This window comes from Sphingopyxis sp. sgz302558 (assembly GCF_057220455.1).
Window position 1 is genome coordinate 1 of sequence record NZ_JBXPUZ010000004.1, and the last position, 25,439, is coordinate 25,439.

Below are 25,439 nucleotides of genomic sequence, written 5' to 3' on the forward strand. Positions count from 1 at the left end.
TCCTTCAAATGCGCCAGAGGCGACACCACCATTCGGGCTCGGCGGGCAAGCTTAGCTCCGGCAGGTCACACCAGCGCCTGTGGACCAGATAATACATGCATTCCTGACAGCGCATCTCGTCTGCCCCGTACGGGCGAAGCAACCAGCCGGAAATGTCGAGCTTGGCCCTTAGATCATCCGGGTCGAGCGCCCTTAACTCGTCAAGAATGCCTGAAAACTCGCGGTCGGTTTCGGGAAATGGCTCAACCTGCGTTTCCAGCCCTTCGTTGAGATAATCCTCGATCATGCGCAGAAGTGTCGCATGATCGGCCTCTGAAGGCACCACGCCATACCGGGACAGGAGCCATTCGCGCTGGCGCTGCAATTCGGTGTTGTCGCCAGTCATTCCGGCGCATTCTCCCAACGGGTTGTTATTCTATTCGCAGCCTCGGGTGGGAGACACCTCACAGCGTCCTCCCACCCGGCGGCCCGATATCAAGCTGTGCGGAAGCGCGCCAGTTCCTCGCCCGTTTTCGCATCGTGTGCGTGGACCGTACAAACCAGGCAGCTGTCGTAGGAACGGCAGACATGTCCGACTTCAACCGGATCGGCAGTATTTGTAATCGGGGTGCCGATGAGTGCCTCCTCGATCGGTCCCAACTCGCCATTGCTCGCACGCGGGCCGACATTCCATGTGGTCGGAGCGATGATCTGGTAATTGTGGATCTTGCCATCGCGCACGTCGATCCAGTGGCACAAGGCGCCACGCGCAGCCTCGGTCGCGCCCCATCCCTGGCCATCGCGCTCAGTAGGCTTGATGTACCATTCATCGTTGAGACGGAACTCGCGCAGGATGCGTTCGGCTTCGCGGTATAGCTTGCACAGCTCATGCAGGCGGGCGAAGTGGCGCAGGTAGGTCGAAGCGCCGCCAAGCTTGCGATACATGTCGAGCACCAGTCCATCACTGTGTTGCCAGGCCTCGCCATGATCGCCACCAGCGATCAGCTGCCGCGCGAGCGGGCCGGCCTCAAGACGACCATGTTCGGCGTGGCGAACGGCAGTCGACCAGCTGTATTTGCCATCAGTATCGATGTCGTTTTTCGCGATTGGCATCGTCGTCCGGTCGAATGGGTGGATATCGTCCCCTTCGTTGTACCACGCGCGCTGCATGTCCTCGCGGACATTGCCCTGATCCATCAGCTTGAACGCGCCGCTGGCACCGTCGAACGTCCCCGATTTCATGATCACGGCGCTGTTGCGGCCTTCAATCGTGGGGTTGTTGTAACGGTCTTCATGCGGGAGATAGCCCCACGAGATGAACTTGCCGTGGCCAGTGCCATATTTCTCCAGTCCGATGTCGAGCGACATGCGGATAAACATGCCGAGATCGGAATTCGCGTGTTCCGGCCGCTCATCAAGCCACGCCATCAGTTGATCGTACGTGGTGATTTCCTCATAGCGCTCCATCGAGCAACCAAGGAACAACGGTTCGATCCAGTTGCGGCGGAAGTGCTCCAGGATCGACCAGGCGCGGGTCACGTCGGTCAGGGTCGGGGCGCACATCACGCCGCCAGGAACCATGAAGGAAGAATGCGGCCACTGCCCGCCAAGCAGGGCATAGATTTCTACCGGGCGGCCCGAAATGGTCACACCCGCTTCATAGGAGGTCCCTGTGAAGGGCGCATAGCGCTTCACCGCTTCTTCGTAGAACTTGGACTTCGCATAGTTCTGGTTGGTGTAGTCGATCATGAACAGACCATAGTGATGTCGCGGGATTGACTGGAGTGTTTCGACGATTTGCCCGAGATTGCGGGCAAGGATCGCGTTACGCGGAACGGTGGTACCCCAGGCGGAATCGAGTGCCCAGGCAGCACAGGACAGGTGCGAGGCACCGCAGATGCCGCAAGCACGAGGCGTAACGACAAGCCCGGCCTGTGGATCCTTGTTCTTGAGGATGACTTCGAAGCCGCGGAACATTTCCGCTTGCGTCCATGCATTGGTGACGATCCCGTTCTCGATGTCGACGCGGACATCAAGGTCGCCCTCCACCCGGCCAACGGGCGAAATGTCGAGGGTTTGTGTAGCTGCCATTGTAATTCTCCCGAAATTCTGTGTGCGGCGCGCTTCGCTGCGCGCCATGAACCCTCATGAATCAGACGACGAAGATATCCTCTTCGGCCCACGCCGGAGCCGCACCCTTGGCGGCAGCTGTGAGCTTGACGTAGCCGGTACGATCAACCCCTAGCGGCAGATCCTTCGGCACGCCCATCACAGTCTGGGTCTTGAAGACAGTTCCTGGGGCGAGATCGAAGAAGGGGAATTCCGGTTCCGTACAGCCAAGGCAGGGCATGCCAGCACGGGTCTTGGACGAAACGCGGTTCCACAGAATGCGGTTGCAGGGGCTGTGAGTCATCGGGCCGCGGCACCCCAGATCGTAATAGAGGCAGCCCTTGCGCTGACCGAAGGCCGTGGTCGAGACCTTGTAGGCGAAGTGCATGTTGCGGGTGCAGCCCGTCTGCGTGAAGCTGGAGAAGAAGGTCTTTGGCCGATGGAATTCGTCCAGCGTCAGGTCGCCCGCGCGGCCCGTGGCAACGGCGACAAGGATCTGCGTTACCCAGTCAGGGTGAGCGGGGCAGCCGGGAATATTGATGACCGGAAGGCCAGCCTGAGACGTGAAGCCTTCGCCCAGCGCTCCACCCTTGGCCCGCTTGAGGAACTGCAAGCCTTCGCTTTCAGACGGGTTCGGCGCCGTTGCCGGGATGCCGCCCCAGGTGGCGCAATCGCCGATTGCCACAACAAATTGCGCCTTGGCAGAAAGATCTGCCACCCAGTCTTTCATCGGGCGGCCACAGAAGCGATTCCATTCGCCGGTACCGTTGGGCGCATTGATGACGCTGCCTTCGAACACGAAAATGTCGAGCGGGATTTCGCCGGAAAGGCACTTTTCCATCATGACTTTGACATTCTCACCCAGCTCGAGGCCAAGCGAGGGATGCCAAAGGACATTGATGCCAAAATCCGTCACCAGATCGCATGCGCTGGGCTCCTCGGCATTAAGGAAGGACATGGTGTTGCCAGAGCACGCACCGCCTTGAAGCCACAACAGATTCGCCATTTCTCAGTCTCCCAACTTCCCGGCGGAGTGCCCGACCGGCCAAATGCCCCTGCGGGCTATGGGAGGACATTAAGCATGATTCGTGCCAGAAAAATAATAAAGCATTTTCAGTATTTTATGATGAAGCTCATATTTTCGGCGAAGAAAATGCAAAGAAACTTTGCACGCACTCCTTGAAACATTCTTTGCAGTCGGAGCCGCAGGAGGTGCGTATGCCAACCGTTCAGGCTAGCCGTGCCGGTTGCCGCAGACCGGGCATTCAACTTCGCCGAACGCCGAATACCAGATGCCTTTGCAGCGCCCGCACCAATGGCCATGCGCACCAGAAAGTCCTGCACCCGCTGTTCGCGTCAGTTTTGTCGAGCCGAGGTCTTGTGGCGCCTCTTGCCCCGGATAGGGCATGCGGGAAAAACGCAAGCGAACAACATTGTCCCGGTCTGCCATTTCACTGCCACTCCCGTTCCTGCTCCTGCTCCTGCTCCTGCATGAGACCAACGTCAGCCATCATGCAGACCGTAGCGCTTGATCTTGTTGGCCAGGCCCACGCGGGATAGCCCCAGCGCGTCGGCAGTCTTGCTCTGGTTCCAGCGAAAACGGGTGAGTGCACCTACCACGACCCGTTGCTCCAGACGCTCGACCATCTCCTTGAGTGTGCCGCCTTCCATTTCCGCCTGCTGGCCGACATCCGGGGCAACAACGAGATTATCAAACACGGCCGAAAGGTTACGCTCTGTAATGTAACCACCATTTTCAGCCAGCGCCACCGCGCGCCTGATCTCGCTTTCCAGTTCCCGGACATTGCCTGGATATTGATGAGCCTGCAGCCTGTCGAGCGCACTCTGCGTAATGCCAATTACCCTGCGGCCGACTACTCCGGCATATTTCTCGATGAAGAAATCTGTAAGAACAGGAATATCCTCCCGCCTGTCTCGCAGCGCCGGGATGCTCAGCGAAAAGCCTTTGAGACGATAATACAGGTCACGCCGAAATTCGCCTTTTTCGACCATTTCCAGAAGCGGCCGGTTCGACGCCGCAATGATCCGGACATTGGCATGCAACAACTTGTCCGACCCTAGCGGTTTAACCTCGCCATTCTGAAGGAAGCGCAGCAGGCTGACCTGGAAACTCGGCGAAACATCTGAAATTTCGTCAAGGAACACCGTTCCGCCATCTGCGGCACGGAACAGCCCAAGCCGGTCTGCGGTGGCTCCGGTGTAAGCCCCCCGCACATGTCCGAACAATTCGGAATGGAGCGTGGAATCCAGCATACCGCCGCAATTCTGTACATGGATCGGAGAATCGACACGTGTAGAGTTGAAATGGATCGCTCGCGCCAGCAGTTCCTTGCCCGTCCCGGTGTCGCCCTCGATGAGGACTGGCAGATCGGTAACCGCCGCCTTGCGCGCTTCAACGATCAAATCAGCCATCTTGGCGCTGGCATAAACGAGCTTCTCGAATTGCGAGTAACCGCCCTTGACTGACATATCCACGCGTTCCTCGAAGATCTGGTCATCGACCGAAATCTTCAGTTCACGCGAAAGAAGGCGATGGCGTCGCGAAAGTTCGTTCATTTCCAGGCTGCGCTTTACCATGAGCGCAATCTGATGAGGTGTTAGCGGCTTGAACAGATAGAGATAGGCGGCAGAGCGACGGACTGCCTCGCTGTCAGCTTCGTCGCGATTCTGCGAAGAGACCGCAATTCGACAAACCCCCGGATGTGACACGCGCGCGCGTGTCAGTATGTTGTCCTGGGCATCGTCCACCGTGTCGAGATCGCAAAGCAAGAGGTGTACTTCGATGTCGTTGAGCCGCTCCTGCGCGGCCTTGCCGTCCTCAGCTATGACCAGCCGGTAATCTGCTCGCTCCTTCAGCCCAGCTCGCGCCGCGCTGATCAGCGCATCGTCGCGCGAAACAACAAGGATCGTCAATTCCCCGGCCAAATGCACCTCCCAACATGCAGCGGACCGCAACTGCTACTGCCAGTCGCGACCGATGTGCAAGGAAAGTTTGCATTTCGCCTGCTAACTTAACAATGAAATGTGCTTGGAGGCTGGTAACAGGCGCTGTCGCTTGCGCAATTTCCGCGTGGATGCAGTTAATGGCCGCCCAGAACCCGCTTCTTGAGCGAATGGAGCGCAAACCACACGGATCCCAGGACCGGCAGCACCAGCAAAGCGATCGCAACTTCCGGATCAACCCAGTCAAAGTGATGGGACGCACCCTTTATGGCATACCCTAGCAGGCCGATGGCATAATAACTCACGGCCACTACTGAGAGGCCCTCGACGATCTGCTGCAAGCGCACTTGCATCGTCGTGCTGCGCTCCATCGATCGAAGCAGCTTCGCGTTCTGGTTCTCGATTCGCGTCTCGATGCGGGCGCGCAGCAGTTCGGAGATTTGGCGCGCACGCCGTGTCAGCTGGCGTTCGCGCTCAGTCAAGGCGGCGCAGGTGCGCGCTGCTGGCAGGAAGCGGCGTTCAGTGAAGTCGACGAGCGAAGCGAACCCACGGATCGGTTCCGGAGCAAGTTGTGCGAGCCTCTCTTCCACCAGACGCGAATAGGCTGCGGTAGCGTTCATGCGATAGCCGATTGACGTGGCAATGGTCGAAAGTTCCAGGCTGAGGTCAGACAATTGCGCCAGCAAATCATCGTCAGAGGCCACCGAGGACGTTACGGCCTTGGCAAGTGCGGCCAATTCGCGTTCGGCCGCGTCCAGCCTTGGCCAGGCCTCTTGTGCCACCGGCAGCCCCAAGAGCGCCTTGTTGCGGTAATTCCCAAGCTCCTGCAATTGCTGCAGTTGCCGGGTGAGATCACTCCGGTCGACTTCCCCGGCTGACACCACAAGGCGCCCCCGGCCATCGGGGTGAATGCGAAAATCCGACCAGATACGCACTCCCCCGGAGAGGCCGCATGACACAAGCTCGCTGCGATTGAAATCAACCGCCGGCAATGCCCTCTCGACTTCGGCTTCGTCGCCACCAACCCAGATCGATGTCGCGCGAATGATTGCGCCCGGCAGGGTTTCCGCCCAGTCAATGGCCTCGCCCACCGAAGAGTCCAGTCCGGGGTCGAGCAAAACTTCGATGGCGCGTTCCGGACAAAACACTGTCAGCGTCGAACCTTCGCTCTGTCGCTCCCATGTAAAGGAGACGTCGCCAAAGAGTGCACCTGACAGGTGGCGCGGATTCTCTTCATCCGATTGGCTTCCGCACAGAGCGGACAAGACTGAGCGCTCCGCCTCACGCTCGCCAGGCCCAACCTCAAGCACCCACTGGAACACTGCGACCGGCAGTTGCAACAGCGGCCAGCGACGCAAATGCATTTCGCTGACAACTTGCCGCCGCAACTCATGTTCTCGCATAGCCTCATTCCCCGCCAGTGGATTCCGGGCCAGACCTATTCAAACAAGCGCGAAGCCGCAATGCCGGTAAAATCGATCTCGGCTAGCTGCCATCGGACATGGCCGCAACAATGGGCAGCTATCCCTCGTTCACTCCCCAAAACCTGCCGTTCCGGACCGTCCAACAAAGTTGCCGCTTCAATCTTTGATCGGCCCATATGTCAACGGGTCCCTGGTCCAGGATGGACCGAGGTGGAAATCTTCGCTTGCCGACGGTACCGGGCCATCAGGTTGGGAGGCGACATAAGGAGGGCAGGGCGGCTCCACCTCTGCCTTCGTTCGCAGGACTTCGCCCATTGCACCCGCCCTTCCGCGGAGAATGCGGACCAGCCACGACAGGGACAGGAGCATAACGCCAGCTCCTCGCCCAGCGAGGCAGTAATAGAGGCAACGCTGGTAATCGTCGCAGTCCGCCGAAAGAATGCCTGCCAGCCTTACCTTTGCCCCGGGTGTCTTTCTCTGGACCGCCTCCAGCACCTCGAGCAGTTCCTGCGCCGCGTAGTAGGCGTCGAAGGGCTCGACGCCCAGGCTGGCATTTGCCACCATTCGCATGGTCGGCAAGATCTCCTCTTCGACGGCGGCATCCATCAAGGTGACCTCGGGATCGAATTTGCCAAGATCGAATGAGGTACGCATCGCTTTCTCCTTCGACACTCCGACTGCGTATGTGCCGGACCAAGGTCAATGAGCGATCGAAGGGGTCTTCGATGCAGTCCGAAGCGAGGGGAGGGCGGCCCTTTGGTGGACACCGTTTGCTCGACCTCCCGCCGCAGCGCACGCCGATGAAGGATCAGGCATCGACAAGCCGCATTCCCGGGCAGTCCTCGATCACCTGCGGCCGCCATTCGCCGCGATCGGGGTGCTTGATCCAGATCTGGTCGGGCTTGTACTCCTCGCCATCGAGGAATTTCTCGCGGAAGGCCTCCCAGGTCTGCGATTCTGACATCAGGCGTTCGCAGAAATGCACCTCGTCGCTGACGGCGATGAACAGGCGCCTGAGCAGGTCGGGCGCCTGGGACAGGTCCACCACGCAGCTGTCGAAGCGGGTGGCGAAACTGGCCATCTGGTCGCGCAACCTGTCGAGAATATCGCCGACGCTGTCATAGCAGGTGAGCGCCAGCAGCACCTCTTCTTCGCATGCATCATAGGGGTGCCGCTGTTCCCGCAGGTCCAACAGGCAGAGTCGCGGAAGGGCTTCCTGCCGTAGCCATACTCCAGCGGGCCATGCGCCGAAGATCAGCGATGCGTCACCCAGCGTCTCGAAACCACGACCGAGATTCTTGCGGCCGAGCATTTGGGTGTTGCCCAGATCGATGGCCAGAATTGCCTCCTTTGCACGCAGCTTGTCGGCGATGATTTCGGTGGCAACGCTGGTAACACCGGTGCCGCCGGCAATGCTCTGGACTGAGATTATGCGCATTTGTTGATCCTCCTCGTGAATGTGGACTTGTGGGGATGTGTAATTGTGGGTCTGTGGGCGTCAGAGGCCGAAAGTGCAGATCGCGTAGCCGGGCGGCGCGAGGCGCTCGATCCGCGACCAGAAGGTGCTTTCCCCATTGGGCGCACGCCGGTTGGTCGGCACCGCAATCTCTGCCATGGGGCCGCGAACCTCGATCACCGTGCCGCAGTTGCTTTCGTCGCCGATCGCCAGGTTCCGCTGGAACTCCGCGATCCGCTCGCTCGCTGCCTCGAACCGCTCTTCGACCGCGGCAATCCGGCGCTCTTCCTCGTCGACGACCGCAGCGGCATCGGCAACGGTCGGCAGTCGATCCGGGTGAAACAGGTAAATCGCCGTGGTGTTGGACAGGCCGCCGAACAAACGCCCCATCACCTGGCTCCCGATATCGCCGGACCGTGAAATCTCCGAATTATCCATCAGGAGAGACACGAACCCCACCAGCGGCTCGCCTCCGCTGCCGTCGCAGATCGCCACTTCACCGCGCCATTGATGACGATACCCGGTGGGTCGGGTCAGGTGGGCAATGACGCGGTTGCGGAACATCCCGGTCCGCAGGTCATCGGCCGGGACGATGGTGCCACCGTGAGCCTCGCAACTTTCTGAGAAGACCTGCTGGCTACGGCGCGTGACAATCATGGCGTCGGTATTGCCGCGCTCCTTGAAGAGGGCATAGCGTGGGAGGTACGCCAAGCAACGCTAAGGACGAACAATACCGGAACGGCGTGCAAGGGCATCACCTGCGGAGGCCGATGATGCCCAGCTCTTGCCACATCCACGTAAAATCATAGGTAGCCATTGGCTCGCCGACCCCGGATTTTGCTGCGCCATTCTCTATATATTTGAGCCAGTCGGCCACTTTCGCCCGGCCAGCCTTCGTGCGGGCCAGAGCGCGCGGCGTCTTGTTGCCAAGGGCAGGCACCGCTTCATCAAGCGTTTTGGTATATTCGCGTGTCAGCATATCATGAACGATGCGCTCCATTTCGTCCGGCGGGATATCGAGCGGCTCTTCCTGCGGAGCGCGGGCGGCGTCATCAGCCATGAACTGGGCCAGAGTCCGGATTTCGGTCATAGGTGTGCTCACGCAATCACCAAGCCATTCGCCCATTTGCGCAATCGCTTTCTCCGCACGGGCGGCACTATTGACCTCAACGATCAGTTTGCGTCCCGCCAACTCGACATTGGCGAAGACGGGTGTGCCGTCCTCCATGGTCGTCACAAAAGCCTGCCCGCCTTTGGCCGTTCGTGGTTTTCTCTCCTTCGTCACCGGCACCAGCCAGTTCCAGAATGTGTCGCTGGCAGGCTCCAGCCATTGTGCCGCGTTCAGCCTGCGAACCACGCTCTTGCCGATCACGCCCTTGGCCAGGGGGAAGACGATGCGGTGGAACACAAGATCATCGCCATCGGCGTTGACCATATCCGGCATGGTGCCAGGCATGGCTTTGCCCAGACAATCGAGCAGCCACATGTTCGTGAACATCGGGCCTGATGCCCGTAAAATAGCATCCCGGTCGGTCTGGTTTAGTTCGGAGGTGTCCTTTGCATCGTCCGCAAGCCGGCCAAACGCGTCGATCAGTTGTAGGGCGCCATCAGCGCTGAACGGCAACAGCGCGCCCGAGATGCCATGGCGACCGTTCACATCGACAACCCGTGCAGCGATCTTGTCCCAGTTGACGAGGGTCTGTGTCGCGCCGTGTTCGCGGACCGTGACTGGCGCAACATCCCGCAACAGATCACGCAAGGTCATCGACTGACCGGGGACGACCTCGCTAACCTCATAGAGCGACATCATCGTATCCCGCAGCGCGCGCATATAGGCCTTGTTCGGCGCCTTCTCGTTCCAGCCTCGGCGCTTGAGATAGTCATCGACCAGATTGCGACCGTCAGGTTCCAGTTCCTGTGTCAGCAGATCTTCAAAGGCGCAGCCCCATAGCGGCCCTTGCCAATGATCACCGATGATCTCGAATATGGCGTCGGGTTCGAGGCCGGTCGCTTCACATGCCGGACCGAGATGCGCGGACAGCATTTCATCCATCGCCTCGTCCCACGGAGCACGATCCGCATATTTCATCAGCCCGGACAGATCGTGAGCAGATTTCAATCTGGACATTCAGGCAGGCCTTTCCACGCCAAGGCGGCGCATTTCGCGATAGATGGTGGATCTGCCGATGCCGAGTTGCCGTGCTGCCTCTGTCGGCGAGATACGGGCTTCGACCAGTTTGATGGCCGCATCCACCTTGGACATGTCGAGCGGCTGACGGCCAGGCTGCTTGCCCTTGGCGCGTGCAGCGGCGATCCCATCGCGGGTCCGCTCAGAGATTAGCCGCCGCTCGAAATGGGCGATAGCTCCGAACACATGGAAGATGAGTTCGCCGGCGGCCGACGAGGTGTCGATTTTTTCCTCAAGACTCAGGAGGGCGATGCCTTGGCTGCGCAAAGTTTCGACTGTGGCGAGCAGTTCAGTCAGCGAACGCCCAAGCCGATCGAGGCGGACCACGGCGAGCGTGTCACCCTTGCGGGCATAGGCGATCAGTTCGGCCAGTCCAGGCCGCTCCATGCTTTTTCCCGATATTACATCGGTGAACACCTTGATGGCGCCGGCATTCTCCAGTCGCATGGTCTGGCCCGCCACATCCTGATCGCCGGTGCTGACGCGGGCGTAGCCCAGAATGCCGCCCATCTATCGTGTCTCCCAAACGGTCGTTCTGTGGACGCTCTGAAGGGCGACCGCTTCACCCCGCCCATAGCCGTCCACATACTATGTCTCTTTACTCATGGCTGTCCATAGGCGCAGTTGACCTTTTGTGGACGGGAATCGGCATGACGAAGCGCAAGCATCAACTCCTGACCGAGAGCGAGCGCAATCAGATCCTTGCCATCCCGACCGATCGCGACCACTTGGCTCGGCTCTACACCTTCGAGCCTGCGGACATCGAGATCATCGGCGCGCGACGGGAACGACGGAACCAGTTGGGCGTCGCGCTGCAACTCGCGCTCTTGCGCCACCCGGGCATCACACTGGCGCAGTTGATACAGAACAGGGGAGCGATGCCCCATGATCTCGCCGCCTTCGTCGCAGAACAGCTTGGCCTGCGCGTCACGGATCTGGCTGACTATGCGGCGAGGGACCAGACCATGACGGACCATGCTCGCGAGCTAGCCGCGCGCTTGGGACTGCGAGGGCCGACGCGTGCCGATATTCCGTTCATGATCGAAGCGGCCACGAAAACGGCATGGGCGACCGACAAGGGGATGACGATAGCGACCGGTGTTGTCACCGCCCTTCGTGAGGCCCGGATTCTGCTGCCGTCCATCTCCACCATCGAGCGTGCCAGCAGCGCGGGGCGCGCGCGTGCCCGCAAGCAAGCCGCCTATGCCCTGATCGACGATCTCAGCGCTGAACAGGTCCACGCCCTCGACCAGCTCTTTGACGACGCCGGGGGCATGAGCCAGCTCGCTTCGCTCAAGACCATTCCCATCGCGGCAAGGCCCGATCATATCCGCCAGATTCTCGACCGCCTGCGGCAAGTGCGGAAGATCGGCATCTCCCCGGACGTGGCTGGCCGCATCCACGCGGACCGCTTCCGGCAATATGGGGTCAGGACATAGAACGGGCACAGATATACGCTAAGCGTCTCTGCGCGCACTTATGGGTCGACTCTATGCGTCGACGACTCCAGCATTCCAAAGGCATCCATCGGACAGTTGTAGCATCGCCTCTCGTCGCAGAGCCGGCATATCGTCAGCGCCGAGACAGCGTCGTCAGACATCTGCGCAAGTATTGTCTCGGCAATACGTTCCAGCACGAGGCGGTCAGCATTCGAGACATGGCTAAGGATTTCGGATAAAGTCTCGTTTCTTCGTTGCAGGATCGCAGATAGGCGAGTCTCGCCTGCCTCAGTGAGCATCAGCGCTACTGCACGACGGTCCCGTAGCGCTTTGGATCGAACGGCGAACCCGGCTGCAACCAATCGATCGACAAGCCGCACCGTCCCCGCGTGGGACAAGCCTAGCACCCGTCCTAATTCGTCGATCGAAAGACCGGTCGCGTGACCGATGACGACGATCGCCGCGGTGGTTTCGCCACCGCCGGGTATCGTCGGGTCGAATGCCGCCTTCTTAATTCGATCGGTGATGCCCACTGCGAGGGCGCCGAACAGATTGACGAGCCGGTCCGAGAGTACGTTCAAAGGGTTGCCTCATTCATTGACGGCGTATAGTGTATGCGCAGCGCATATATCACGCCTGTCTAAGCATGAAGGCAGGTCATGCGCCATGATGAAAGCGAGGCACCATGTTTTCGACATTACACATAGCTGAAAAGACGACCGGCTCTCGCGGGTCTCTCGCGTTGCTGCGCTGGGCGCTGGTGGTCATCTTTCTCTGGTTCGGTTGCATGAAATTCACGAGCTATGAAGCGATGGGCATCGCGCCATTGATGAAGAACAGTCCGATCATGAGCTGGATTCCGGCCGTTTTTGGGGTGCAGGGTGGAAGCTATTTTATAGGCACCGTCGAGCTCGCGACGGCCGCTGCGCTGATTATCGGTGCTTTCAACAAGACGGCCTCCGCTCTCGGCGCGGCGATGTCATGCCTGACTTATGCCGTGACACTGACGTTTTTCCTGAGCACGCCTGGCGTCGCCGAGCCGACCGCTGGCGGGTTCCCGGCGATTTCGGCCGGAACCGGACAGTTCCTGTTGAAGGACCTGGTGCTTCTTGCGGCATCAGCGTGCCTTCTACTTGCGTCCATACGGACAGCAGACGCGTGACGGCAAACAGGTGATAGGCGACGCTCCGGACCTGCGCTTTTGCCGAACCATACCCGCCTCAGCCCATAACGATCGACAAACCCTGTCGCTTTGATAGGGTGTTCGAAAACATGCTTTCGAGGGTTTGTCGTACATGCTGGTCGGATATATGCGGGTGTCAACGACCGATGACCGCCAAACGGTCGATCTCCAGCGGGACGCGCTCGTCGCAACCGGGGTCGATCATCGGCATCTCCATACCGACAAGGCATCCGGCGCGCGCGACGACCGACCAGGCCTGAAAGCCTGCCTCGACTATCTGAACGCGGGCGACACACTGATCGTGTGGAAGCTCGACCGGCTCGGACGCTCGCTGCCGCACCTGCTGACGATCGTCACCGATCTGAAGGCGCGCGGCATCGCGTTCCGGTCGCTGACCGAGCAGATGGATACGACCACGCCGCACGGCGAATTGCTGTTCTCGCTGTTCGGTGCATTGGCACAATATGAGCGTGCGCTCACGCGCGAACGGGTGATGGCGGGACTGGCTGCTGCCAAACGCCGGGGACGCCAAGGTGGCCGCCCGCCGATGATCGACGCCGAAACGCTCGAGCGGATCACCGCCGCGCTGGATGGCGGGGCCAGCAAGGCGTCCGTCTGCCGGACCTTCAAGGTGCCGCGTTCGACCCTTCTCGGCACGCTTGCCCGGATCGGCTGGACCGCACCGGCCAAGGTCTAAGCCGATGCCGCGTCGCGCCGTCCTGTCGGACGAGCAACGCGCGGCGTTGCTCGCGCTTCCCGACGACGAAACCCTGCTCGTCCAGCACTGGACATTGAGCCGGGACGACTTGGCCATCATCGTCCGCCGGAGGCGACCGCATAACCGGCTGGGTTTCGCGATCCAGCTTTGCGCGCTGCGCTATCCTGGCCGTTTCCTGCGACCCGGTGAACTGATCCCTGATACGCCGCTCGCGTTCGTCGCAGAGCAATTGCAGGTCGGACCCGAGGTGCTGGCCGACTACGCGACGCGCGGCCCGACCCGGTACGAACAGCTCGATGCACTGCGCGATGCATTCGGCTTCATGCCGCTCAGTCGGCCGCTGCGAACGACGTTGCAGGAATGGCTCCTGCCGATCGCGCTGACGACGACCAGCGGGGCTAGGCTGGCGCGCGTGATGCTGGATGAGTGCCGGCGACGGCGCATCATTGTGCCGGGCATCAGTTCGGTCGAGCGGATGGTCGCACAGGCGTTGCTCGATGCCGAACGCCATGTCGCCGAGCATCTGACCCGAGGACTCGATGCTCGACAGCGCCGGCTGCTCGATGCGCTTCTCCTGCCCCACACAGGCACGAACTTGAGCGATCTGGCCTGGGTGCGGCAGTCACCCGGCAAGCCCGGCCGAAAGACATTCGCCGCCATCATCGAGCGACTGACACTGCTTCGGGCCATCGGGATCGATCCGGATATCGCCGTAGGCGTCCATCCCGAGCGCCTCCGACGCCTGTGCCAGGAAGGCGTGCGGCTGACCGCGCAACATGTTCGGACGCTGCAAGCGACGCGGCGTCGCGCCACATTGGTGGCGACCATCCTCGAAACCATCGTTACCCTCACCGACGATGCGGTGCTGATGTTCGATCGCCTGCTTGGGCAGATGTTCCGGCGCGAACAGAACAGCGCGGACACGACACTCAAGCGCAACCGGCGCACCATCAACGGCAAAATCCGGCTGCTTGCCCAACTCGGCGCTGCCTTGCTCGCCGCCAAGATATCAGGTGGCGATATCGGCGCTGCGGTCGAGGCAGCGATCGGATGGAATGATCTCGGCCGCGAGGTCGATGAAGCCCGCAAGCTGATCCGCCCCGATTCGGTCGATCCCGTCGCGGTCGCCGCGACCAATTACCCCGTCCTCCGACAGGTCGGTCCCTCGTTCATCGCCTCGTTCACATTCGGGGCGGTGCCAGCCTGCCATGCGCTCGCGCGAGCGGTCGCGATCATGCGCGACCTTCATTTTGGTCATCTGCGCAAATTGCCTGCAGGCACGCCAGTCGGCTTCATCCGGCAAGCTTGGCGTCGGGCGATCGGCACCGGCATTCCCGATCGCAGGATCTATGAATTGTGCGTGCTGGTCGAGCTTCGCGACCGGCTTCGCGCCGGCGACATGTGGGTCGAGGGAAGCCGACGCTATCGTGCTGTCGAGCAGCAACTCATTCCTGCCCCCGTATTCGCCAACATGCGCGCGGCCGGCCCCTTGCCGATACCGGCACCGGATACGGCCGATATCTGGCTGGCCGAACGACGCGCCCGCCTCGCCCGTCGATTGGCCGAGGTCGAGCGAAAGGCGGAGACGGACGCGCTGGAAGACGTGCAGCTCAGCTTGGGCAGGCTGCGGATTTCGCCCTTGAAGGCGATTACTCCCGAGGAATCCGATACCGCCCTTGCGCCGCTCTATGCGCATCTGCCCGCGATCCGCATCACCGACCTTCTTGCCGAAGTCGATCGATGGACCGGGTTCAGCCAGTGCTTCACGCATCTGCAAAGTGGCCGTGCCGCGGATGAACCACGTGCGATCCTCACGGCGGTGCTCGCCGATGCCACCAATCTGGGCCATACGCGCATGGCGGAAGCCTGCAATCTCGTGACCCAGCGCCAACTCGGTTGGCTCGCCTCGTGGCATCTGCGCGAGGAAACCTACGGTCGCGCGCTCGCCCGGCTTGTCGACGCCCAACACACCGCGCCGCTGGCCGCGCTGTTCGGGTCCGGCACCTCGTCCAGCTCAGACGGTCAGAACTTTCCGCTCGACCGCCGCGCCCAGGCAACCGGCGCAGTCAATCCGCACAAGGGGACAGAGCCGGCTGTCTCCTTTTACAGCCACGTCTCGGATCGCTACGCGCCGTTCCATTCCACAGTTATCTCCGCTTCGGCGAGCGAGGCGGCACAGGTGCTCGACGGGCTGCTCCACCACGGCGCCGATCTGCACATCGAAGAGCATCACGTCGATGGCGGGGGCGTCTCCGACCATGTGTTCGCGCTATGTCATCTGCTTGGGTTCCGGTTCGCGCCGCGTATCCCGAATATCGCCGCACGCCGTTTGCACCTGTTTAACGGCATCGAACCCGGCCCCGATATTGCGCCGCTGGTCGCGGGCCGCATCGACGAAGGTCTGATCGAGGCACACTGGGACGACGTGCTGCGACTGGGAACCTCGATCCGCACAGGCGTCGTCAGCGCCTCGATCATGCTGGAACGGCTCGGCTCCTATCCACGCGCCAACGGCCTGGCACTGGCGTTGCGCGAGATCGGTCGCGTCGAGCGTACCCTGTTCACGCTCGACTGGATCGAGCAGCCCGAACAGCGTCGCCGCGCCACCCGCGAACTCAACAAGGGAGAAGCGGAAAATGCCCTGAAACGCGCCATCTTCTTCCATCGCATCGGCCGTATCCGCGATCATGCGCTGCAAGCCCAAAGCCATCGGGCGAGCGCGCTGAACCTCGTCGCCGGTGCCATCGTCCTGTGGAACACGACCTACCTGCAAGCCGCCCGGATGCATCTCGCCAACCTCGGCCGGCCGGTCCCGCCGGACCTGCTGCAACACCTATCACCGCTCGGTTGGCAGCATATCAATCTCACCGGCGATTACCTCTGGACCGATCCCGATGCGCCATCCACCGCGCTCAGACCGCTTCGCCAGATGCGCGCCGTCGAAGGCACGGCAAAACCTTAGCGTATATCTGGGTCCGTTCTGTGTACCGACCCCAAGATGCCACGAGCCATAGCGATCGAGCTGCTCACGCAGGTAACGCGCTCCCCCGCGGAGGTTTTCGACAGGGTCCCAAGGATCTGAAACGCCAAGATAGCTTGCGGTCCCCGGCATCAGCTGTGCCATGCCCATCGCCCCGGCAGGACTGCGCGCAAAGGGCTGGTAGCGGCTTTCATGAGCAACGAGCGCGTCAAACAGCCGCACAGGAACGCCGGCTTCGCAAGCGGCTGCAGCGACGTAGCGGAAATAGAGACGGCGCCGCGATTGTGCCACCTCGGACAGGTCATAGCGCGGGAAGTATCCTCCAGAGACGCAATCGGGATCTAGCCCGAGTCTCGATGCATTCGCCGGCACGGGAATGAAGGAAGAGCTTCCGTGTTTCATCCAGGACGGGATGTAGAACAATGGGGGCGTCGAACTGACAGGGGTGATCGTCTCCTCCGCAAAGGCAGTCGCTTCACTCCCGGGAACGGACTGCTTGGCCTCCGGCTGCCCAGCCGGGGGTTTGACAGCCACTCCGGGCACCAGGAGCGAGAATTCGGAGTGTGTGCTGCTAGAGAAGTCTTCAAGCTTGGCCTCTTGGCCTGCCGCTTGGGTGCTAAGCGCGATGAGCGCTGCGCTGAGGTAGAATTTCATAACCACACCTTTCGGCATGGCTTGGGAACCGCGCAGTCAAAGTATCTCGAACGCTACCATGGTGCAATAGCCGCCCCAATATTGGCAACGTTAGCCTATGGCCGATCGGCGTCGAGATCATCAAGTTCGTCAAAGGCACCATCGAGCGAACGCTGTCGGCGTGGCAGCGTTGCCTGCAACTCGTTCACATCAACCGAGCGCTTCGCAAGCAGGAAACGGCCCCATTGCTCTCTGATCTCGAAGAAGCGCACTGGGCGGTCGCGCTTTTCGAGCGTCTGGATCACCGCGTACATCACCGTCGGCGGGCAACGCATACCAAATACGATTTCCTCAAGTTCCAAAGGAGAATTCTGCTCGCCACGCGGCCCAATCAGACGCCACTCGCGCTCAGCGGATCACGTTACCGGCGAAGACTGCTTTCTGGCGAAAATGGTGGCTTGCGACGTGCAAGCACTTGAAACTGTGGTTGATCGCTTCGTGCCATTCGCATCGACCGATACAGCCATCATCCAATCCTCAACCGTCGTCCGGCGGCTTCCCAAATTATAGGCATTTGCTTCGGACGACGGCCTGATTCTGCGCTAGAAATCAGCGCTTCCGGATGGCCGTCACTTCCCCGGCGCTGCCGGTCACGGTCAGGTCGAAATCCACCTTGTCGCCGATTGCTAAGCCCTTTAGCAAATCGGGCTTTGCCGAAAAGCCCATTTTCATGGCGGGCCAACCGACAGAGGAGATCGCTTCGTGATCGAGCGTGATTTTCCCGGCGGCTGCGTCGATTGCAGTGACGGTTCCGGTGCCTTTGCCCATCTTCGCGTCAGCGGGCATCGTCATACCGCCCATTGAATCGCCAGATGCCTCCGCTTTGGGCACCTCGGTTTTCTTTTCGCAGGCTGCCAGACCCAGCGGTAAGATAATCATCGCGGCCATCAAAGCTGTCTTCTTCATTTCACGTCTCCTTAGGTTGAACTTGGTTGTGCCGCCGCATCAGCAGATAGGCGGCGGGAATGATGAGCATCGAGAGCAAGGGCGCAGTGAGCATCCCGCCGATCATGGGTGCAGCAATCCGGCTCATCACTTCAGAGCCGGTGCCGGTGCCGATCAGGATTGGAAATAACCCCGCGAGAATCACCGCGACCGTCATCGCCTTGGGGCGGACGCGCAGCAGCGCGCCTTCGCGGACGGCGGCTTCGACATCTTCGGGTTCGTGTTCCGCCAGCGCATGTTTGAGGTAGATCAGCATGACGACGCCAAATTCAGCGGCAACCCCCGCAAGCGCGATAAATCCAACGCCGGTTGCGACCGACTGGTTGTAACCGAGCAGGTAGAGCAGCCACACCCCACCAGTCAGCGCGAACGGCAGTGTCGCCATGATGAGCGCGGCTTCGTCCCAGCGTCGGAACGTCGCATAGAGCAGCGCGAAGATTATCAGCAGCGTGGCAGGCACGACGATTTTCAACCGCTGCGTCGCGCGTTCGAGGAACTCGAACTGGCCGGTGTAAGCCACGCTGATGCCGGGCGGCAGTTTGACCTTTTCAGCAACGGCGCGTTGCAGATCGCCAACGATTTCGGTCAGGGCGCGTCCCCGGCCATCGACATAGACCCATGTGGCAGGGCGGCCATTCTCGCTACGCAGCATCGGCGGGCCATTGGCGATGCGGACATCGGCGACCGTTCCCAGCGTAATTTGCGCGCGCGAAGGGGTCAGCACCGGCAGGTTGACAAGTTCATCCAGACTGTCGCGGATTTCTCGGGGGTAGCGGACGTTGATCGGATAGCGCGCCAGCCCTTCAACCGTTTGACCGATGGCCTCACCCCCAATCGCGCCTGACACCACGGCCTGCACATCATCGACATTCATGCCGTAGCGCGCGGCGGCGGCCCGGTTGATACTGACGTCGATATAGCGCCCACCCGTCAGCCGTTCGGCGAGCGCGGAGCTGATTCCGGGAACGGTCTTTGCCACGCCCTCGATTTCGCGCGCCACGCGGTCGATCTCGTCGAGATTCGCGCCCGATACCTTCACCCCGATCGGGCTTTTGATTCCCGTCGCCAGCATGTCGATGCGGTTGCGGATCGGCGGAATCCAGAAATTGGCGAGGCCGGGGACTTTGACTGTGCGATCAAGTTCTTCGATCAGCTTGTCCTGGGTCATTCCGCTGCGCCATTCGCTCTTTGGCTTGAACCGGATAGTGGTCTCGAACATTTCGAGCGGAGCCGGGTCGGTCGCGGTATCGGCGCGGCCCGCCTTGCCGAACACGCTTTCGACCTCTGGCACGGTCTTAATGAGGCGGTCGGTTTGCTGGAGCAGCATCGACGCCTTGGCCGTGGAAATTCCCGGCAGGGCCGAGGGCATGTAGAGCAAATCGCCTTCGTTCATCTGCGGCATGAACTCGCCGCCGCTCTGGCTGATCGGCCACAGGCTCGATGCGAAGACCAGCCCGGCGATGAGCAAGGCTTGCTTGGGCTTGGCCAACACCCAATCGAGCGCGGGACGGTAGATGCGGGTAAGGAAACGATTGATCGGGTTGCTGCCTTCGGCGGGGATTTTTCCCCGGATCAGCCAGCCCATTAGCACCGGCACCAGGGTAATCGACAGCAGCGCGGCGGCGGCCATCGCATAAGTCTTGGTGAAAGCGAGCGGTGCGAACAGCCGCCCTTCCTGCCCTTGCAGCGAAAAGATCGGGATGAACGAAAAAGTGATGATGAGCAGGCTGAGGAACAGCGCCGGGCCGACCTCTGCGGCAGCATCGGTTATGACCCGCCAACGCACTTCGCCTTTCAGTTCCAGATCGGGGTTATCGTGCGCCCAGCGTTCGAGATGCTTGTGGGCATTCTCGATCATCACCACCGCCGCATCGACCATCGCACCGATGGCGATGGCGATGCCGCCCAATGAGAGGATATTGGCGTTAAGGCCCTGAACGCGCATGACGATGAAGGCGATCAGGATACCGAGCGGCAGCGTCAGGATCGCGACCAACGCCGAGCGTGCGTGCCAGAGGAACAATCCGCAGACGAGGGCTACAATCGCAAATTCTTCGAGCAGCTTGGAGGTGAGGTTTTCGACCGCACGGTCGATCAGGCCCGAACGGTCATAGGCCGTCACAATCTCGACACCCCTGGGTAGCCCCGCTTTCAGTTCGGCCAGCTTGGTGCGGACGCCTTCGATCACCTCGCGGGCATTCTTGCCCTGCCGCATGACGATGACACCGCCTGCGACTTCGCCCTGACCGTTGAGTTCGGCAATGCCGCGCCGCATATCGGGGCCAATTTGAACGGTAGCTACATCGCCCACGGTGACGGGAACGCCGCCCGCTGCACTCCGCACCGGAACCGCGCGAAAGTCATCGAGCGTTTTCAGATAGCCGGTGGCGCGCACGACATATTCTGCTTCGGCCATTTCGACGACCGCACCGCCGGTTTCCTGATTGGCCCGCTTGAGGGCGTCCGAGACGTCGCCTGCCGTCACGCCGTAAGAGGCGAGCTTCTGCGGATCGACCACGACCTGATACTGTTTGACCATGCCGCCGATGCTGGCGACTTCGGCCACGCCGGGGACGGATTTGAGTTCGTAGCGCAGGAACCAATCCTGAATGCTGCGGAGCTGCGCCAGATCGTGCCGCCCGGTCTTGTCCACCAGCGCATATTCGTAAATCCAGCCGACGCCAGTTGCATCGGGGCCGAGTGAAGCAGTGGCACCCGCTGGCAGACGGCCTTGAACCTGACTGAGATATTCCAGCACCCGGCTGCGCGCCCAATAAAGATCGGTGCCATCGTCGAACAGCACATAGACGAAACTGTCGCCCACGAACGAATAGCCGCGCACGACGCGCGCGCCGGGAACGGACAGCATCGTCGTCGTTAGCGGGTAAGTGACCTGGTTCTCGACAATCTGCGGTGCTTGGCCCGGATAGGTCGTGCGGATGATGACCTGCACATCGGAGAGATCGGGCAAGGCATCCACCGGAGTCGTGCGGATTGCGCCGATGCCGATGATGGTCAGCACCAGCGCCGCGACCACGACCAGCCCGCGCGCCTTGACCGACCAGCGAATGATGGCTTCGATCATTTGCCACCGCCGAGTGAACGGACGGCAATGCCGGTCAGGCTGGCTTCGGAATCGAGCAGGAATTGCCCCGATGCGACGACTTTTTCCCCGGCAGACAAGCCTTCCAGCATCTCGGTCTGCCCGCCGCCTTCGCGGCCCGCGCGCACTTCTGCGGGATGATAGCGGCCATCACCCATTGCCAGCATCACAATCGTCCGCGTGCCTGTGCGGATCACCGCTTCGCTGGGGACCAGCAACGCCGCGCGGGTATCGCCGCCAAGTGCAACTTGGGCAAACATGCCGGGGCGCAACCGACCACCACGATTGGCCAATTCGATCCGCACGGTGAGGGTGCGGCTATCGGCTTGCGCGGTTGGCAGGATAGCAATGATCCGTCCGCCAAATGTCTCGCCCGGAAAAGCGGTGAGCGTTGCGCTCGCACTTTGCCCGATCCGCACCGCGCCAGCCTGTGCTTCAGGAACAGCGGCGTTGAGCCAGACCGTGCCAAGCCCTGTTACCTGCGCGAGCGTTTGCCCCATCGCCAGCGTCACACCAGCGCGCGCATCGAGAGTCTGGATGGCGCCTGAAATCGGCGAAGTGATGGTAATCGTGCCGTTGGTCTTGCCGCTTCGCTCGACACTCGCAATCAGGCCGTTGGACATGCCCATCAGCCGCAGCCGCTGACGTGCGGCGGCGGTCAGGTCTGGTCGCCCCAGACGCTTGACGCTCAAAAACTCGGTCTGCGCGCCGCCCCATTCGGGGAGCTGGACGTCAGCAATTGGCGCACCGGCACGCACGACATCGCCGGGAGCGCGCGCATAGACGCGGCTTACGAACCCGCCCGAACGGGTCTGAATGATCGCCACGTCGCGCTGGTTGAAATCGACGCTGCCGGTGACGTTGAGCGTCGCAGCCAAGTTGCCCATTTTGGCCTCGACCACCCGGATGCCCAGATTCTGCATTGCGGACGGGTCGATGCTGACTCCTGCCACAGCGCCGGATGCGCCGCCGCCACCATCGGCATATTTGGGTTCAAGCTGCATATCCATGAACGGCGATTTGCCGGGCTTGTCGAATTTCTGCTGCGGAAACATCGGGTCGTAATAATAGAGGACTTTGCGGCCATCGGCGCTTGTAGCGGTTGCGGGTGCTTTATCCCCACCGCTTTGCCCGAGATAATATCCGCCGCCGCCTGCAATCATTGTCGCAGCCAATATTCCGGCACGCCAGCGAGCCGCATTCTGTGTTGCATCCGTCATGGCTGCCCTCCTGAATAAATCATGTTGATACGGACGGCATCGCGCGCGACCTCGGCTTCGCGGTCGAGCAAATCGACTTCGGCTTCTGCAACACTGAGCGTCGCCAGCAACGCAGTGCCAAGATCGACCGTGCCGGCGCCGTAGCTGTCAAAATCGAGTTTCGCCCGCCGCCGTGCCAGCGGCACCAAATTCTCGCGCGCATTTTCGAGCCTTGCCTGGTGCATCGTATGTTCGGCCAGGTCGCTTTCCAGAGCGGCGAGAACTTCGCGCTCGCCTGCCATGCGCTCCAACCGCGCGCGTTCGGCCTCGCTCGCGCGCGCCTCAATTTTGGGGTTCTGGCGCTTGCCTCCGAATAATGGCAGGTCAATCGAGACGCCGACCGAGACGAGATCGCCAAAACGCGGTTCGCGCCGTCCGTAGGAAGCGGTCACCTTCCAGTCGGGTTGCTTGTCGGCACGGGCAAGCCGGGTTTCGGCATCCATCGCCGCCGTTTGCGCATCGAGCGCCCTCAGGCTGGGAAGACTGCCGACGTTCGCCAGTAATTGCGCCCGGTTTATTGCGAACTCTGGCGGGTTGCCTGCAACCGAGACGTCGGGATCGCCGGTAAAGCGCGCCAGTCTTGCGCGGGCTTTTGCAATCTCAGCCATCAGGGCGCTGCGGCGGTCGCTCACTTGCGCCTGCAACTGTTCAGGCTCGAATGCCTGCGAAGGCCGCGCGCTGCCAGATGCCAACCGTGCTGTCACGGTTGCCTGAAGACTGCCCAAGCTTTCATCGAGTAGCTTCAATTGCGCCAGACGCCGCTCGCCATAATAGAGATCAATCCATGCGAGCGCGGTTTCGAGCATGACATTGCGCGCCTCAACTTCAACTTCGGCTTCCGCGATGCCAATGTCAGCGCCTGCCCGCGCGGCGCGAGCGTGACGTTTGGCGGGATTGATAAATTGCTGGCTGACGCCAATCGTTGTCATCGTAAAATTATCGCGGTTGAAGCTACCCGCATCCGGCCCGGTCACCGGAAAGTCGCGGATACCAAGATCGAGCGTTGGGTCAGGCAGCCGGTCGGCCGCTATCGCCGCCGATTGCGCGGCTTGCACACCGGCAGCACGCCCTTTCAGACTCGGCGCGGCGCTCTTTGCGCGTTCAAGCGCCGCGTCAAATGTCAGCGGCTCGGCGGCAAGCTGCGCAGGCAGCACGAGCAAAGCCATTAAAGTGATCAAGTATTTCATGCACCCCCCCAAACGGAACGATAACAAGGTCGTCCCCGACCAGCGCTTCGCGCCAGCCAGGGACATCCATTGTCAGCCTTTGGCGTGGCCCGGCATGTCCATGCACGCAGCCTTCGTCGCCTCGTCGTGCATCATCGCACAATCGCAATTAGCGACGGTGGAAGCGTCCTTGACCCACACGCGGACGCGCGAAGGCAGATTGGCCTTGTTGGGGCCGTAAACCGGACGGTTTTGCCATTCATAATGGCCGCCCGATCGTTCGGCTGCCGACGCAGCAGATACAGAGGTGAACGCTGCAAGCGTCGCAGCAAGTGTCAGTAAAATTTTCATGTTGAATATCCTTGGTTGAATCAATTTTGCGCGCACGACAGCATCAAAGCCGCCGAACGCCGGTTGGTTCAGCCAAGGATCGAGGGAGGGTCGGGTATCGGGGCTATGTTGCGCCCGCTCAGAACTGGACTTGTTGCCCATGTATAAGAAAAAGAGCCGCTAATTGCGGGCGCGACGGTAATTGGAACCACGCCAAGTGCCGCCAAGGACGCACAGCCCACCATAGCGAAGCAGCCGGCCTTCATATCCTTGCAAGGCGGCGTGTTATTGTGGGATTGCTTCATCGCATCCATGCAATCGGCCATGCCTGCCATTGGCGATGTTGCTGCACTTTGTTCGTGCTGCATATCCGCACAAGGCGGCGACGCATAAGCCACGCCCTGCCACAAGAGGCCGAATATGGCCCCCAGCAGCAGAAAATGGCGAAACAGCGTTTTCATCAGAAACCTAATTTGAACTTGGAAGCGTCAAAGGTCAATTCGCTGAGCAACTGTCTTTCGTTACGGCCTTTAATCATACAGCCGTCGCGCGGCCATCACGACCCTGAAAAATGGCTCTCTGCGGCCCTTTGCTCCCTCACGCGCCGACATTGACCGTGAATGGCACAATTATCTCGCGGCCATTCGCCATGATCTGAACGAAAATCTTCATAACGCCGCTGTTTTTGGGTTCCATATGAAAGCCGACAACAGGCCCGCTACGCTCGCTGTCAGATTTAGGCTCGGTGCCTTGCGGGTGGACGTGTTCGATTGAACTCCAGTCGCGCGAAAACGCGACGACATGACCGAATGCTCCCATGATCGGTTGAAGCTGCGTGAAAGGCTTGCCGGATTTCGCCTCGACAATCGCAACACTACCCATCACGCCTTGACCCGCCTTTACCGGGCCAGCAAACGAGAGTGCGAATTTGAGCCCGCCCATTTCTGCGGTTGCAACCGGCTTTGGGTCAGGCGCAGGCGCTTTTTCTGACCCGGCAGCCATGTCGGAAAACACGTATTCCTGATCACCGTCCGCCCGCGTTGTATCAGTCCATACACGGTATGTCCGACCAAATTTCGGCGTGAAGCTGAACGTCCAATCACCAGCCTTGGGACCAGCCACCGGATGGATATGCTGGTAGTCGGTCAGGCTTTCGTCAATGATGAGCAAATGCAGCTTCTTGGTGTGGGCCAGTGCCAGTTGATCGGGGCCTATCGGTGCCCCGGTCTTGATGTCGGTCAACGTCAGCGTCACCGATTGCGGCTCACCCGGCGTGAAAGTGCCAGCAGGAGTCAATGCTACCTTGAGCGTTGCGGCACCGTGATGATGGCTGGCTCCTCCCATTTCCATTCCGGCATGTTCATCACCGCCAGCGCCTTCCTTGGCGGCAATTGCGGCGTGATCGGCGTCGGTATGACCATCCTCATGCTTCTTTTCGCCACAACCGCTGAGTGCGAGGACAGAGACTGCGATCAGGAACAATGTCTTTTTCATGGAGAAATA

At 60.8% G+C, this 25,439-nt stretch carries 22 protein-coding genes and 2 pseudogenes; 4 read left to right on the forward strand and 20 right to left on the reverse strand.

Annotated elements, in window-relative coordinates; all coding sequences use genetic code 11:
• Positions 1 to 4: 4 nt before the first annotated feature.
• The 10 genes from AC2TC0_RS13885 to AC2TC0_RS13930 all read right to left on the reverse strand — a co-directional run bounded on the left by AC2TC0_RS13885 (position 5) and on the right by AC2TC0_RS13930 (position 10,630).
• On the reverse strand, positions 5 to 385 hold the full coding sequence (locus AC2TC0_RS13885; protein ID WP_007015745.1) for a hypothetical protein: 381 nt from the start codon (positions 383 to 385) through the stop codon (positions 5 to 7).
• A gap of 89 nt (positions 386 to 474) precedes the next feature.
• Positions 475 to 2,118 carry a nickel-dependent hydrogenase large subunit gene (locus AC2TC0_RS13890; RefSeq protein WP_007015744.1) on the reverse strand — a complete coding sequence of 548 codons (1,644 nt, stop codon included), beginning with the start codon at positions 2,116 to 2,118 and terminating at the stop codon, positions 475 to 477.
• Positions 2,119 to 2,131: 13 nt separating this feature from the next.
• Positions 2,132 to 3,094 (reverse strand): NADH-quinone oxidoreductase subunit B family protein, encoded by a 963-nt coding sequence (locus AC2TC0_RS13895; RefSeq protein WP_011536524.1) that lies wholly within the window; start codon positions 3,092 to 3,094, stop codon positions 2,132 to 2,134.
• A 497-nt stretch (positions 3,095 to 3,591) separates the two neighbouring features.
• Positions 3,592 to 5,040: a sigma-54 dependent transcriptional regulator gene (locus AC2TC0_RS13900; protein ID WP_039330884.1), complete on the reverse strand. Its 1,449-nt coding sequence runs from the start codon at positions 5,038 to 5,040 to the stop codon at positions 3,592 to 3,594.
• Positions 5,041 to 5,189: 149 nt separating this feature from the next.
• Positions 5,190 to 6,455, reverse strand: coding sequence for a DUF3422 family protein (locus AC2TC0_RS13905; protein ID WP_007015740.1), 1,266 nt, complete (start codon positions 6,453 to 6,455; stop codon positions 5,190 to 5,192).
• 177 nt (positions 6,456 to 6,632) lie between these two features.
• Complete coding sequence (locus AC2TC0_RS13910) at positions 6,633 to 7,130, reverse strand: hypothetical protein (RefSeq protein ID WP_039330979.1); 498 nt, start codon at positions 7,128 to 7,130, stop codon at positions 6,633 to 6,635.
• Between the two features lie 154 nt (positions 7,131 to 7,284).
• Entirely contained in the window at positions 7,285 to 7,914 is a 630-nt protein-coding gene (locus tag AC2TC0_RS13915; RefSeq protein WP_007015738.1) for a hypothetical protein, read from the reverse strand.
• 60 nt (positions 7,915 to 7,974) lie between these two features.
• Positions 7,975 to 8,643 carry a hypothetical protein gene (locus tag AC2TC0_RS13920; RefSeq protein WP_007015737.1) on the reverse strand — a complete coding sequence of 223 codons (669 nt, stop codon included), beginning with the start codon at positions 8,641 to 8,643 and terminating at the stop codon, positions 7,975 to 7,977.
• Positions 8,644 to 8,686: 43 nt separating this feature from the next.
• Positions 8,687 to 10,060, reverse strand: coding sequence for a DUF7986 domain-containing protein (locus tag AC2TC0_RS13925; RefSeq protein ID WP_007015736.1), 1,374 nt, complete (start codon positions 10,058 to 10,060; stop codon positions 8,687 to 8,689).
• Positions 10,061 to 10,630: a recombinase family protein gene (locus AC2TC0_RS13930; RefSeq protein ID WP_007015735.1), complete on the reverse strand. Its 570-nt coding sequence runs from the start codon at positions 10,628 to 10,630 to the stop codon at positions 10,061 to 10,063.
• Positions 10,631 to 10,770: 140 nt separating this feature from the next.
• On the opposite strand from AC2TC0_RS13930, the pseudogene AC2TC0_RS13935 reads away from it, so the two are divergent.
• Positions 10,771 to 11,544: pseudogene (locus AC2TC0_RS13935) on the forward strand (DUF4158 domain-containing protein); the annotation flags it as partial.
• 53 nt (positions 11,545 to 11,597) lie between these two features.
• On the opposite strand, the gene AC2TC0_RS13940 reads toward AC2TC0_RS13935, so the two are convergent.
• Positions 11,598 to 12,140, reverse strand: a complete 543-nt coding sequence (locus AC2TC0_RS13940) for a MarR family winged helix-turn-helix transcriptional regulator (RefSeq protein ID WP_010339851.1) — start codon at positions 12,138 to 12,140, stop codon at positions 11,598 to 11,600.
• A gap of 104 nt (positions 12,141 to 12,244) precedes the next feature.
• Between AC2TC0_RS13940 and AC2TC0_RS13945 the strand changes: the two genes are divergently transcribed.
• From AC2TC0_RS13945 to AC2TC0_RS13955, 3 genes are all read left to right on the forward strand, one after another.
• Complete coding sequence (locus AC2TC0_RS13945) at positions 12,245 to 12,721, forward strand: YkgB family protein (RefSeq protein WP_010339850.1); 477 nt, start codon at positions 12,245 to 12,247, stop codon at positions 12,719 to 12,721.
• Positions 12,722 to 12,854: 133 nt separating this feature from the next.
• Positions 12,855 to 13,439, forward strand: coding sequence for a recombinase family protein (locus AC2TC0_RS13950; RefSeq protein ID WP_010339849.1), 585 nt, complete (start codon positions 12,855 to 12,857; stop codon positions 13,437 to 13,439).
• A gap of 4 nt (positions 13,440 to 13,443) precedes the next feature.
• Entirely contained in the window at positions 13,444 to 16,422 is a 2,979-nt protein-coding gene (locus tag AC2TC0_RS13955) for a Tn3-like element ISMpo10 family transposase (RefSeq protein ID WP_012449407.1), read from the forward strand.
• Between the two features lie 39 nt (positions 16,423 to 16,461).
• On the opposite strand, the pseudogene AC2TC0_RS13960 reads toward AC2TC0_RS13955, so the two are convergent.
• The 9 genes and pseudogenes from AC2TC0_RS13960 to AC2TC0_RS14000 form a co-directional block, all read right to left on the reverse strand.
• A pseudogene (locus AC2TC0_RS13960) lies at positions 16,462 to 17,112 on the reverse strand (lytic transglycosylase domain-containing protein); the annotation flags it as partial.
• 77 nt (positions 17,113 to 17,189) lie between these two features.
• Complete coding sequence (locus AC2TC0_RS13965) at positions 17,190 to 17,408, reverse strand: hypothetical protein (protein ID WP_484718138.1); 219 nt, start codon at positions 17,406 to 17,408, stop codon at positions 17,190 to 17,192.
• A 274-nt stretch (positions 17,409 to 17,682) separates the two neighbouring features.
• A complete protein-coding gene (locus tag AC2TC0_RS13970; RefSeq protein ID WP_484718139.1) occupies positions 17,683 to 18,039 on the reverse strand; it encodes a copper-binding protein in 357 nt (118 codons plus the stop codon).
• 1 nt (position 18,040) lies between these two features.
• Entirely contained in the window at positions 18,041 to 21,163 is a 3,123-nt protein-coding gene (locus tag AC2TC0_RS13975) for an efflux RND transporter permease subunit (RefSeq protein WP_484718140.1), read from the reverse strand.
• On the reverse strand, positions 21,160 to 22,401 hold the full coding sequence (locus tag AC2TC0_RS13980) for an efflux RND transporter periplasmic adaptor subunit (protein WP_484718141.1): 1,242 nt from the start codon (positions 22,399 to 22,401) through the stop codon (positions 21,160 to 21,162). Before AC2TC0_RS13980 ends, AC2TC0_RS13975 begins: the two co-directional genes overlap by 4 nt.
• Positions 22,398 to 23,627 carry a TolC family protein gene (locus tag AC2TC0_RS13985; protein ID WP_484718142.1) on the reverse strand — a complete coding sequence of 410 codons (1,230 nt, stop codon included), beginning with the start codon at positions 23,625 to 23,627 and terminating at the stop codon, positions 22,398 to 22,400. Before AC2TC0_RS13985 ends, AC2TC0_RS13980 begins: the two co-directional genes overlap by 4 nt.
• Before the next feature lie 72 nt (positions 23,628 to 23,699).
• A complete protein-coding gene (locus tag AC2TC0_RS13990) occupies positions 23,700 to 23,957 on the reverse strand; it encodes a hypothetical protein (RefSeq protein WP_081095376.1) in 258 nt (85 codons plus the stop codon).
• Between the two features lie 68 nt (positions 23,958 to 24,025).
• On the reverse strand, positions 24,026 to 24,397 hold the full coding sequence (locus AC2TC0_RS13995; RefSeq protein ID WP_155646347.1) for a hypothetical protein: 372 nt from the start codon (positions 24,395 to 24,397) through the stop codon (positions 24,026 to 24,028).
• Positions 24,398 to 24,533: 136 nt separating this feature from the next.
• Positions 24,534 to 25,430, reverse strand: a complete 897-nt coding sequence (locus AC2TC0_RS14000) for a hypothetical protein (RefSeq protein ID WP_073977764.1) — start codon at positions 25,428 to 25,430, stop codon at positions 24,534 to 24,536.
• Between the last annotated feature and the right edge of the window lie 9 nt (positions 25,431 to 25,439).

What these genes read in the sequence shown, in the direction of transcription:
- AC2TC0_RS13925 (WP_007015736.1), bottom strand. Translation starts at nt 10,060, where the DNA reads ATGTCCAGATTGAAATCTGCTCACGATCTGTCCGGGCTGATGAAATAT.
- AC2TC0_RS13890 (WP_007015744.1), bottom strand. Translation starts at nt 2,118, where the DNA reads ATGGCGCGCAGCGAAGCGCGCCGCACACAGAATTTCGGGAGAATTACA.
- AC2TC0_RS14000 (WP_073977764.1), bottom strand. Translation starts at nt 25,430, where the DNA reads ATGAAAAAGACATTGTTCCTGATCGCAGTCTCTGTCCTCGCACTCAGC.
- AC2TC0_RS13945 (WP_010339850.1), top strand. Translation starts at nt 12,245, where the DNA reads ATGTTTTCGACATTACACATAGCTGAAAAGACGACCGGCTCTCGCGGG.
- AC2TC0_RS13930 (WP_007015735.1), bottom strand. Translation starts at nt 10,630, where the DNA reads ATGGGCGGCATTCTGGGCTACGCCCGCGTCAGCACCGGCGATCAGGAT.
- AC2TC0_RS13985 (WP_484718142.1), bottom strand. Translation starts at nt 23,627, where the DNA reads ATGAAATACTTGATCACTTTAATGGCTTTGCTCGTGCTGCCTGCGCAG.
- AC2TC0_RS13910 (WP_039330979.1), bottom strand. Translation starts at nt 7,130, where the DNA reads ATGCGTACCTCATTCGATCTTGGCAAATTCGATCCCGAGGTCACCTTG.
- AC2TC0_RS13990 (WP_081095376.1), bottom strand. Translation starts at nt 23,957, where the DNA reads ATGAAAATTTTACTGACACTTGCTGCGACGCTTGCAGCGTTCACCTCT.
- AC2TC0_RS13975 (WP_484718140.1), bottom strand. Translation starts at nt 21,163, where the DNA reads ATGATCGAAGCCATCATTCGCTGGTCGGTCAAGGCGCGCGGGCTGGTC.
- AC2TC0_RS13905 (WP_007015740.1), bottom strand. Translation starts at nt 6,455, where the DNA reads ATGCGAGAACATGAGTTGCGGCGGCAAGTTGTCAGCGAAATGCATTTG.
- AC2TC0_RS13915 (WP_007015738.1), bottom strand. Translation starts at nt 7,914, where the DNA reads ATGCGCATAATCTCAGTCCAGAGCATTGCCGGCGGCACCGGTGTTACC.
- AC2TC0_RS13995 (WP_155646347.1), bottom strand. Translation starts at nt 24,397, where the DNA reads ATGAAAACGCTGTTTCGCCATTTTCTGCTGCTGGGGGCCATATTCGGC.
- AC2TC0_RS13970 (WP_484718139.1), bottom strand. Translation starts at nt 18,039, where the DNA reads ATGAAGAAGACAGCTTTGATGGCCGCGATGATTATCTTACCGCTGGGT.
- AC2TC0_RS13965 (WP_484718138.1), bottom strand. Translation starts at nt 17,408, where the DNA reads ATGCGTTGCCCGCCGACGGTGATGTACGCGGTGATCCAGACGCTCGAA.
- AC2TC0_RS13885 (WP_007015745.1), bottom strand. Translation starts at nt 385, where the DNA reads ATGACTGGCGACAACACCGAATTGCAGCGCCAGCGCGAATGGCTCCTG.
- AC2TC0_RS13950 (WP_010339849.1), top strand. Translation starts at nt 12,855, where the DNA reads ATGCTGGTCGGATATATGCGGGTGTCAACGACCGATGACCGCCAAACG.
- AC2TC0_RS13955 (WP_012449407.1), top strand. Translation starts at nt 13,444, where the DNA reads ATGCCGCGTCGCGCCGTCCTGTCGGACGAGCAACGCGCGGCGTTGCTC.
- AC2TC0_RS13980 (WP_484718141.1), bottom strand. Translation starts at nt 22,401, where the DNA reads ATGACGGATGCAACACAGAATGCGGCTCGCTGGCGTGCCGGAATATTG.
- AC2TC0_RS13895 (WP_011536524.1), bottom strand. Translation starts at nt 3,094, where the DNA reads ATGGCGAATCTGTTGTGGCTTCAAGGCGGTGCGTGCTCTGGCAACACC.